This window comes from Hominimerdicola alba (assembly GCF_900112155.1).
In the GTDB taxonomy this organism is placed as follows: Bacteria; Bacillota; Clostridia; order Oscillospirales; family Ruminococcaceae; genus Hominimerdicola; species Hominimerdicola alba_D.
This window is the reverse complement of record NZ_FOKQ01000070.1, coordinates 1-10,625: the sequence shown is the minus strand read 5'-3', so window position 1 is coordinate 10,625 and position 10,625 is coordinate 1. Positions and strand designations below refer to the sequence as shown.

Here is a 10,625-nt window from a genome sequence, read left to right as displayed (position 1 = left end):
TGTTCAATCTTACGGCTTGAAAAAGAGTCGTTCATGTACCCGTAGATGAGTATCTTCATCATGATATCCTCGGGTATGGCGCCATTCCACTTGCTTACTATCGTGTATTCTTCTTTTTGATAGATCTCATCTATAACATTGCTCAATACTCTGACAGTTGAGCTTTCTTCGATGTAGATCTCATAATTCATGTTAAGACGCACTTGACAATTTCTCATTTTTGTGGTACAATCCTTTCGTTGGTTTAATGGTTTTTGCAATTATATTATACCACAAAAAGAAGAGCTTGGCACTGTGCCAGGCTCTTTTTCTTTGTTGGGGCTGCAACAGCCCGTTTATCTACTTCTTTATGCTATGAATAAGCATCTGAAAATTTTCTTTTCCCGCAGGGATATCGCTGTATCCCGCAAATGCGCCCGTAACTTCCATGCCGCGTTTGTGCATGATATCTTTGATCTCTGCAACAGTGTAGACCCTTGTAGGATCACCCTCGGGGATCTCTGGCACTTTGAGAACGTCGCCATATGCAATATCACAATTACCGAAAAGCATTATCCTCTTATCCCTGTCCCAGTCAAATTCCGACAGAGAAAGTGTGTTGCTGCCGCTGTCCCACAGCCTGACAGGGAAGTGGGCATCAGCATAATCTCCGCAAACAAGGTCACATACGTGATGACCGCCGTATTTAAGAGCGGCTGCTATCCTATCGAATATCTTAAGATTTTCCTCATCGTTTTCAAGATAACCAATAGCACCGTCAGCGAGATTCAGCACCACATCAAACTCATTTTTGTAGGCGATATCCCTGATATCACAGCATATGAACTCCGCATTTATAAGACCCATTGCCTTAGCAGTTTTTTCAGCGTCCTCAATATAAATTTCCGTGATATCCGCACCGACCACGCTGAAGCCGCGGCGTGCAAATTCCAGTGAATGTCTGCCAAAACCGCAGGCAAGATCAAGTATTCGCTCGTTACCTTTTAGTCCACAAAGCTTGATTATATAGTCAACCTCACTGACTGTGTTTTCCACCCAGGACATATTTTTGATATCAAGTCCCCAGTTGTGTTTGTACCAATCCGATTTTTTTGCTTTCATTTTGTTCTCCTTTCAAACTTTTTATCTCAGTATACTATATCATAACTCAAAAAAGCTAGTCTGTCAATACAAAACGGCATTCCCTTATATTGGAAATACCGTCTGTGTTTATATAAATGCTATCAACATCTGAAGCAGCAGCAGAATTATCAGCATACCGAAATTTACCACTGAGAACACTACAATGTATCTAACCGAATCCGCACCTTCGCTCTTTCTGTAAAACTGAAATGATATCAGGCTTGCAAGTGAAGCTATGAGCGTTCCAAGTCCGCCGATATTCACTCCAAGCATAAGCTGAGTACCGTTATCAGTGAATCCCGAAAGCATCATCGCCGCAGGAACATTGCTTATCACCTGTGAAAGTGCCGCCGATACCAGAAGTTCTCTGCCTTTCATAATATCTGAGAAGAAATTGTTCACTGCACCTACCCTTGCAATGTTTCCGACGAATACAAAGAAGCAAAGGAATGTTGCAAGCAGTGAGTAATCCACCTTGATAAGCAGTTTACGGTTGAGTATAAGTGCGCATACCACCGCCGAAATAAGGCAGATGTAGTCGGGTATCACCCTGAAAACCGACAGCAAACAGACCGCAAACAGCGCCAGATAACCCCATAGATGAACAGCGGGGAAGTCATCAGTTTCGGTGCTATCGGTATGAGTGCATTTATCCTTTGGCAAAAGTAGTGTCAGCAGCATAAGTATCACAAGGCTTGCGATTCCCGCAGGCGCCATGGTCTTCACAAATGTCAATGCTGTCATGTGGTAATTCGCGTAGATGAACAGGTTCTGCGGATTTCCGACAGGTGTCATCATACTTCCCAGATTAGCTGCCGCCGTTTCAAGCACTATGGTCATTATAATACTTTTTTTGTCAACGCCGTTCATAGCTATCAGTGTCAACGGGATAAATGTCAGCAGTGCCACATCATTTGTAACAAGCATCGAAGTGAAAAAGCATATCAGCACGAAAATCTGCCCAAGCCTGCGTACCGTACCAGCTTTTTCAAGCAGTACGTCCGTAACGCGCTCAAATATCCCGATACTCCTCAGCCCCGCAACAGCTGTCATCAGTGAGAAAAGCTGTATCAGCACAGCACGGTTGACGTAGCCCGCATATCCCGCATCGGGCGGGATGATGAACATAGTCACAACAGCAGCAAAAAAAGCCACTACCAGCACAGGCTGTGACTTTATAAATTTTATCATCAGATCTATCCTTCTTTATAAATACAGATTAAAGCTTAATTATTATACCACTGCAGGATATTTTGCTCAATGCCTAAAATATCAAGTTTTGTGGAATATATTTTTAACGCTTCAAAAACTTCGCACATAAAAAACGGCAAACCCTAAAGCCTGCCGTTTAATATTCACTAAATGATCTTGATATTATTCAACGATAAACTTCTTGATCTCTGCGAAGAACTTGTCAGCATCTTCAGTGTGAGCTGTCAGCTGAATGGGGTTAGACAGATCAAGACTGAATATACCCATGATAGACTTAGCGTCTACTGCATATCTGCCGGAAGTAAGGTCAACGTCGAAGTCATACATCATAACGATGCCTACAAATTCCTTAACAGCCTGAATGGAATCAAGTGAGATCTTAACCTTTTTCATATTGGTTCCTCCTAACACAATTCTAAATTAAATATCCACGTAGCTACTTGCTACAATTATAATTATAATCATATTTTCACAAATGTCAAGGCTTATTTGCAAAAAAAAATAAAATATGGTACAATAGTCAATAGATGTAGTTCATAAAAGCTTCAATTGTGTGACTTTCACAATACAAAGCTGAATATTTTGTACATATCCTACATATTTCGAGGAGAGAATTTATAATATGAAAATATATTACTATACCTTCGGCTGTAAGGTCAATCAGTATGAAACCGAACATATCCGCGAGAGATTTGAGCAGGAAGGTCATGAAACTGTCAGGGATATTGCACCGGCTGACGTATGCGTGATAAACAGCTGTACAGTTACCGAACAGGCTGACCAGAAATGTCTGCAAATGTTAAGGCGGATACGCAAGACATCTCCGCGGGCTGTAACTGTTCTTGCAGGCTGTTTTCCTCAGGCATTCAGAGAAAAAGCGGAAGGACTGATGGAGTGCGATATAATCGTCGGCACGGAAAACAAAGGAAGTATCCCAGAACTGACCGACAGATTCATGAAAACAGGGGAGCGTATCATTTGCATTAGTGAACATACCAAAGGCGAAAAGATAGACAGTATGACTAACAAATGCAGCGGTGAAAAAACACGCTCCTACATTAAAATACAGGACGGCTGCGACTGCTACTGTACCTACTGCATAATCCCGTATGCCAGGGGACACGTTCGCTCAAAGCCGCTCAATGACGTGATAAGCGAGGCTGAACAGAACATCTCCGCAGGACATAAGGAACTGATACTGACAGGTATAAACTTATGCTTTTACGGAAAAGATCTTCCCGAAAGACCCACACTCACAGACTTAATAGAGAGCATATGTTCGCTAAAAGGGGAGTTCCGAGTTAGGCTTGGTTCTATCGAACCCGAAATGATACTTGAAGATGATATAAAAAGGCTTGCTGCACTGGATAAGCTGTGTCCTCATTTTCATCTTTCACTGCAAAGCGGCAGCGACAGTATCCTGAAATCGATGAACAGGCGATATGATTCTGCCGAATATTCTGCACTTTGCAAATCGCTGAGATCATATTTCCCGAACTGTGCCATAACCACCGATATAATGGTAGGTTTCCCGGGAGAGGATGATAAAGCATTTGAAGAGTCGCTCTTGTTCGCAGAAGAGACAGCTTTCGCCGATGCGCATATTTTCCCGTACTCAAAGCGTGCTGGAACAAAGGCAAACGATATGCCTAAACAAGTCCCGCAGCACATAAAGCACGAACGTGCAAAGCGTATGTCTGAGGTCTGCGTGAAAACCCGAGCGGCGTATCTGTCACAATGTGTCGGAAAGGTGTTTGAAGTACTGTTTGAGCGAGAGACCGAATCAGAATGGCACAACGGTCACGCCCCGAATTATGTCGTGGTAAAAGTCCGCAGGGATGATCCCAAAGAGACATGGCGAAGACAGATAAGAAAAGTAAGAGTGACATCCTCGGACGGTGAGTTCTGTTATGGTGAGATCGTTCAGGAACAGATATGACAGCATAAGTTATGTGAGTTGTGATGTTCTCAAGCGAGAACCAGCTAAGCAATCGATGGGAAAGGGTTAAAATATATCAGGTTAGAAGTATACATAAAACCGCACTAAATAAAAACCATACGCAAAATTTAGTGCGATAAGATACAGAATGTTCATGCGCTCCATTCGGGGCGCATTTTCATAGTTCCTTTACGCACTAGCCTGCGGCTTTTATGCCGCGAAAGTCCCTTGACATGGGTGCGGGCGGTCTAGGCTTGTAGCCACAGGCAGGCGTGCCCTGCCTGTGCCTGTTGAATAGACTGCCCGCTCGGGTCCCATGTCAAGGGAACGTGGAATAAATGCCGCAGGCGGTTGTTGTGTGTCTCGGCTCGCTTGAATCGCCTGTGAAGCTCTAAAAAAGCTCCGCACGGCTCGCGGGGCGTTAGTCCATCCGACTTACTTCACGAGGACTTGAACGGTCAGACAAGCCCTCAGAGCTTCACAGACGGTTTAAGCAAGTCGAATTTTTCAGCACTCGTTTACATCAGGAAAGGAACTTGTGATGAAAGTTGAAAATTATGACCGCGCTGACTGCTTTATTGCTTCTCGAATTTTGTTTGATATGTGTGATACTATGGGACTACCCGATGACATAGAAAAAGATTTGCAGAAAATTATTGCACGGCTCAATTTTGCCATTGGCGAGGGTTTTGTTGTTCGCGTTGATAATTATTCTCTTGAGGAAAATGATATAATTGACGGCTACGAGTGCCGCATTGAAAATTTTAATGCTGACTGATATTCAAGGCAGTTAGCCACATAAGCGCCGCAAAAGAGAGGGGACACTCTTTGGGCGCACGTTCAGCGGTTCGGCAGCGCCCCCGCTTGCACCCCGCAAGCGGGGCGCTCCGACCGCGAACGTGTGCAAAAAGTGGCAACTCAGGGCGGCGGGTGGCTATTACTTGATATTAGCCACATAAAACAATCACTTTGAAAACAGATATATAAAACTAAAGGAAAGGCAGACCACAAAACACAAGCAAATACGCGCTGAAAGGGGAATATACATGGGTATATCCAAATGCATGAATTGCTTGTGCAAGTTCTGCACAAGGCTAGACTGTTTATATCAGTCAAAGCGATTCTATGATCCGTGTTACATACGTTGCGGATACAAGCTCGGACAAAGTCCTCGCTTAGTGTGCAACGAGTTTCACAACGTAGCACGGGTAAAGATATACCGTGTGACCCGAAAGGGGTCAACGGTCGAAAATATGCTCCGTAAGATGTCAGCCGCCGACTTGATTACATTGCTTGGTGGTGGTCTGAATGCGGCTAAAGGAGGTGCGCCGAATAATAGAAAGCGATGAGATAATGGACTTGCTTGTGTACGCTCAATGTCTGCTTAGAAGTAATGACGAATATTTCACGCTCCGAGGGCGTACACTCATAGACACGGAGTTAAACATGATAATGCATGAGGTTATTGACCTAGTTGCAGAAAATGGGGGACACCCCATTGACAAAAAAATAAAAAGATGATATGATTGTAAACGAGCCGAACATAAAACCGCACTAAATAAAAATTTAGTGCGGTTAAGGGAAGCTTTAAATTTCAAAACAGCATTTCTTATGTCTATACAATAGATTATTATGCAGCCAACAAAACCGTAAGCTACTATGACTTGCGGTTTTGTTTCGGCTGTTTTCTCAGAGCTTATCTTTATATAAATCTACATATATTTAATGAGCATAATCATTATCAGCCATCATCTGCCAATATTCAGCCTTATGGTAATGCAATAATCATTTTATTTATAAAAATTCAATTGACTTGATGCAAAAAATATGTTACTATATTTTGTATGCAGTAAATTTTATTTACGGAGTGTCATTTATGAAAAACAAATCAGATAACAATAAAACTAAAACGCCGGGCATTCTTAAAAGCAAACTATACCTTTATCTTACGGAGTTTTTTGCGGGAATGTCAGTCATGGCGGTGGAACTTGGTGCAAGCCGACTGCTAGCGCCGTATTTCAGTTCTTCACAGATAGTATGGACTATCATAATCGGTACTATTATGATCGCTATGGCGCTGGGCAACTATTTCGGCGGAAAAAGCGCAGATAAAGACCCTGACCCCGATAAGCTTTATAAAAGGATACTATTTTCGGCAGTTTGGATATCAGCAATTCCCTTTGTCGGCAAGCTGGTAATACTTGGTATTTCTGCATTGCTGGTAGTAACGGTAAGCACAAATTTCCTTATCTGGGCAGCGTTTCTGGCTTGTATGGTGATATTTGTTTACCCCCTTTTTCTTCTTGGTACGGTAACACCGTCGCTGGTAAAATACACCACTGACAGCCTTGAAGACAACGGTAAAACTGTGGGTACGCTGGGCGCTTTCAATACTGTCGGCAGTATAATCGGTACTTTCGCTCCGACATTCATCACAATACCAACAGTGGGCACGGCTGTTACATTCCTGATCTTTTCAGGAATACTTCTTCTGCTGGGTATAGTATATTTCTTTTCCTGCAAGCGCGGATATATCCGTGTTGCCATATGCACATTGCTTTTCATAGCTTTCTGCGTTACAGGAACTGTTCTCGGTTTTGCATTCTGGGAGAAATCTCTGACATTTGAGGGCGAATCCGTTTACAACTATCTTCAGGTAAAAGAGGATGAAAAACAAGCGTCTTTATCGACAAACGTGCTTTTCGGTGTACAGTCGATCTACATGAAAGACGGCGGTCTTTCAGGACTTTACTACGATACCGCTATGGCGGCTCCACTTATGAGTGAAGGTAACGATGTCAGCGAAAAGAATATGCTGGTGCTGGGCATGGGCACCGGCACATATGCAAAACAGTGCAGAGCTTTTTTTCCCGGAATCAAAGTCGAAGGTGTTGAGATAGATGATAAAATAACCGATCTTGCTCATAAATATTTCGAACTTGACAATGATATAAAAGTCACCACCTACGACGGCAGAGCTTTTCTGAACTCACTGAAAGGAGCTAACAGAAAAGACCCTGATTCAGCAGTGAAATATGATGTTATCATGGTGGATGCTTATCAGGATATCACAATACCGTTCCAGATGTCCTCAGTTGAATTTTTCACGCTAGTAAAAGAAAGCCTTGCACCCGGTGGTGTAATGGTCGTAAACATGAATATGCATTCGGACAAAGAAGGCAGTATAAATGAGTACCTCTGCGATACCATAGCTTCCGTTTTTGGGAACGTGTACACGGTTAAAGTAGATGGAACCACAAACCGCGAGCTTTTCGCTTCAGACCTTACAGGTATGCCCGACAGGCTATACTCCAAGGCTCAAAAGCTTGAAGATCCCGCCCTTAAAGAACTCATGGAAGATGTTTACATGAGAATGGAGAGATACGAGGGCGGCGAGCTTATCCTGACAGATGACAAAGCCCCCGTTGAACTTCTTGGTATGCAGGTCATTGACGATCTGATCTCCGAGGAACTGACATACTATAAAAAGCAGTTCAAGGAAAACGGTATCAAAGGTCTGATAGAATAAGATCAAATATTTAAGTATAATTTAGTTTTGCAGATTATAATTATCGTAAAAGAACAATAAGGAACTGATAAGAATGGATATTGACAGCATTTATATCGTCATACCTGCCTACGAACCAGATGAAAAGCTGATAGGTCTTGTTGATGAGCTTGCAGCGAAGAATACCTATAAGCTGATCGTGGTGGATGATGGCAGCAATACCGATAAAAAAGAGATATTTGAGACAGTAAAAAACAAAGCTCACCTGCTTATACATGAAGTCAACCGAGGTAAGGGTGCCGCACTCAGGACTGCTTTCACCTATATCAAGGAGAACTGCAATAGCGGATACTATGTTATTACAGCCGATGCGGACGGTCAGCACAAACCCGCAGATATCATGAGGATATCCGATGCACTGAAAGAACATCCGGACAAGCTGGTAATGGGCTGCAGACGCTTCAAAGGAGATATCCCTCTGCGCAGCCGTTTTGGCAATAACGTTACGAAAGCCGTTTTCAAATTCGCCGCCGGTGTGGGTGTCAGCGATACTCAGACCGGTCTGCGCGGTTTTTCAAGCAGGCTGACCGAATTTATGCTGGGACTTTCTGGCGACAGATACGAGTACGAGATGAATATGCTTCTTGAAGCGGCAAGGGATGGAATCGGTTTTTACGAAGTGCCGATAGAGACTGTCTACCTTGATGAAAACAAGAGCTCACATTTCAATCCCATAAAAGATTCACTAAGGATATATAAGGATATTCTCAAATTCTCATGCTCTTCCCTGCTGAGTTTCTGCGTGGATTACTTATTGTATTCCGTTATATTTGCATTCAGCGGAAGCATTAAACTTTCAAACATTATCGCAAGAGTGTTCAGCTCCATATTCAATTTCATGCTGAACAAAAAAGTGGTTTTCAAAAACAAGGATAATCTCTATAAAACGGCGCTGAAATACTTTGCTCTTGCGGCAGTGATACTTGCTGTGAACACTTTCCTGCTGGGACTTATAGTAAATTACGTTATCAAAAATGAGTACATAGCTAAAATGATAGTTGAAGTTCTGCTGTTTTTATTCAGCTGGAGCGCACAGCGCAGTTTTGTTTTTAAAAAGAAAGGTCTGACTACTGATGAGCAAAAATAAAAGAATGCCTGTCTGGGGAATGATAGTCACAGATACGCTGCTTGTCTGCGCGGCTGTGGGGACATTCATGCTTTTTGACTACGTCATGCCCCACAGCGCAAACACCAAAGGCACGGTTGTTGCTGAAGTTGACAGCGCAAACAAAACAAGCTTCGCCCTGCCTAAATCGGGTGAAAAAAGCGGCGTAACGGAAGATTCTGTGGTAAGTGATGACAGTACAGACGATGAAAGCAGTGTTTCACAGGACAACGACTCCCCTGCCAACAGCATTTCCGAGGACAGCAGCCGTGCCGAAAAAAAGAAAAAGGAACATCATGAACACACCAAAGAAAACTGGTACGATAACACAGATACCGACGAATACACCGCCGACAAGAACCTTGTGAATAATGTGCTGAATGCAGATGTTCAGTCGGAGAGAGTTGTCACCTATGAGGGTGACGATGCAGTCATCTATATCGACAAAAAATGGTTTGGCGAGGGCGATGATAAGATAACTTATTATTCAGCTGATATCTATGTATCAAGCGTCGATGTTCTGAAAACAGGTCTTGCAAAGGACACATACGGCAAGAACATCAAAGATTCTATTTTCAATATGGCATCAGAGAACAATGCTGTATTCGCTGTAAACGGCGATTTCTATGGCAATTCCGAGGAAGGCATAGTTGTCCGCAACGGTATAAAGTACCGCGATAACCTTAACGATGTTGACATATGCGTACTGTTCACAAACGGTGAGATGAAGACCTATACTTATGAGGAATTCGACACTGAGGCAGTGCTTGCTCAAGGCGTATGGCAGGCATGGTGCTTCGGACCTATGCTTCTGGATGGCAAAGGCGGCGTACTTGATAGCTTCAATACCACCACCTATCTGAACAGTGCTAATCCACGTTCAGCCATTGGTTATATCGAGCCGGGACACTATAAGATAGTCACCGTCGACGGCAGAGACCCGGGATATTCTAAGGGCGCTACCCTCAGCGAGCTAGCGGCTATCATGGCAGACGAGGGCTGTACCACTGCATATAATCTGGACGGCGGCTGTTCGGCTATGATGGTCTACGAGGGAGAGCTTGTAAATATCCCCGACAGAGGCAGAGAGATAAGCGATATAATCTACATCGGAGGTTAAGCAATGAAACGAATAGTAAGGATACTACCCCATGCAACTATAGTCATGGTGGGAATGTTCATGTTTTTCTGGGTGCTGGATATCCTCAACCCCACGATGAACCTCATCAACCGTAAGGCTTCAAATAAGCTGATGATAATAATGCTGGTGCTGGCGCTTATCACATCTATAATGGATATTTACCACGAGCGCAAATATGACAGCCTTAAAACTAAAGACGAAACATGATAAAAGGGGGTGTTGCAATCGCAGCACCCCCTAACCATATCCGAACATCAGAGTAAAAAAACATATTTACTGGTGAAATAAGCTATTTCAGTGCGCACACCCCCAAGCCCTCTTCAAAAAAGAGGACTCGGGGGTGTAATGTTCTGCTGGTTTTATGCTGATTTCAGTTCAAAAAGAGAAATTCCAAGTCGGTTTTCTGAGATCTTAGCAAAAAGCTTCTTTATGTTGTATGCAAGTCCCAGCAAAAGGAACTCAGTTCTGATGTTGTTTTTGCCCCTGCACAGGAATCTTCTGAAGCCATGATCCTGTTTCAACACTCCGAATACGCCTT

At 43.3% G+C, this 10,625-nt stretch carries 10 protein-coding genes and 1 pseudogene; 6 read left to right on the top strand and 5 right to left on the bottom strand.

Annotated elements, in window-relative coordinates:
• From BM265_RS18755 to BM265_RS18740, 4 genes and pseudogenes are all read right to left on the bottom strand, one after another.
• Nucleotides 1–191: pseudogene (locus BM265_RS18755) on the bottom strand (hypothetical protein); the annotation flags it as partial.
• A gap of 148 nt (nucleotides 192–339) precedes the next feature.
• A complete protein-coding gene (locus BM265_RS18750) occupies nucleotides 340–1,101 on the bottom strand; it encodes a class I SAM-dependent methyltransferase (protein ID WP_177219644.1) in 762 nt (253 codons plus the stop codon).
• A 108-nt stretch (nucleotides 1,102–1,209) separates the two neighbouring features.
• A complete protein-coding gene (locus tag BM265_RS18745) occupies nucleotides 1,210–2,313 on the bottom strand; it encodes an SLC13 family permease (protein ID WP_074963453.1) in 1,104 nt (367 codons plus the stop codon).
• Nucleotides 2,314–2,496: 183 nt separating this feature from the next.
• Nucleotides 2,497–2,727 carry an HPr family phosphocarrier protein gene (locus BM265_RS18740; RefSeq protein ID WP_024856564.1) on the bottom strand — a complete coding sequence of 77 codons (231 nt, stop codon included), beginning with the start codon at nucleotides 2,725–2,727 and terminating at the stop codon, nucleotides 2,497–2,499.
• Nucleotides 2,728–2,956: 229 nt separating this feature from the next.
• Here BM265_RS18740 and mtaB point away from each other — a divergent pair, with 229 nt between their 5' ends.
• The 6 genes from mtaB to BM265_RS18705 all read left to right on the top strand — a co-directional run bounded on the left by mtaB (nucleotide 2,957) and on the right by BM265_RS18705 (nucleotide 10,294).
• Nucleotides 2,957–4,273 (top strand): tRNA (N(6)-L-threonylcarbamoyladenosine(37)-C(2))-methylthiotransferase MtaB, encoded by a 1,317-nt coding sequence (gene mtaB, locus BM265_RS18735; RefSeq protein ID WP_074963452.1) that lies wholly within the window; start codon nucleotides 2,957–2,959, stop codon nucleotides 4,271–4,273.
• A 541-nt stretch (nucleotides 4,274–4,814) separates the two neighbouring features.
• A complete protein-coding gene (locus tag BM265_RS18730; RefSeq protein ID WP_074963451.1) occupies nucleotides 4,815–5,051 on the top strand; it encodes a hypothetical protein in 237 nt (78 codons plus the stop codon).
• A 1,098-nt stretch (nucleotides 5,052–6,149) separates the two neighbouring features.
• Nucleotides 6,150–7,802: a spermidine synthase gene (locus tag BM265_RS18720; protein WP_074963450.1), complete on the top strand. Its 1,653-nt coding sequence runs from the start codon at nucleotides 6,150–6,152 to the stop codon at nucleotides 7,800–7,802.
• A gap of 73 nt (nucleotides 7,803–7,875) precedes the next feature.
• Nucleotides 7,876–8,928, top strand: coding sequence for a bifunctional glycosyltransferase family 2/GtrA family protein (locus BM265_RS18715; protein ID WP_074963449.1), 1,053 nt, complete (start codon nucleotides 7,876–7,878; stop codon nucleotides 8,926–8,928).
• Nucleotides 8,915–10,066 (top strand): phosphodiester glycosidase family protein, encoded by a 1,152-nt coding sequence (locus BM265_RS18710; RefSeq protein WP_074963448.1) that lies wholly within the window; start codon nucleotides 8,915–8,917, stop codon nucleotides 10,064–10,066. The genes BM265_RS18715 and BM265_RS18710 overlap by 14 nt, the downstream gene beginning before the upstream one ends.
• Before the next feature lie 3 nt (nucleotides 10,067–10,069).
• The gene (locus tag BM265_RS18705) at nucleotides 10,070–10,294 is read left to right on the top strand and encodes a hypothetical protein (RefSeq protein ID WP_074963447.1); all 225 of its coding nucleotides are present in this window, start codon (nucleotides 10,070–10,072) and stop codon (nucleotides 10,292–10,294) included.
• Between the two features lie 152 nt (nucleotides 10,295–10,446).
• Here the strand turns inward: BM265_RS18705 and BM265_RS18700 are convergent, their stop codons facing one another.
• Complete coding sequence (locus tag BM265_RS18700) at nucleotides 10,447–10,611, bottom strand: transposase (RefSeq protein ID WP_431768002.1); 165 nt, start codon at nucleotides 10,609–10,611, stop codon at nucleotides 10,447–10,449.
• Between the last annotated feature and the right edge of the window lie 14 nt (nucleotides 10,612–10,625).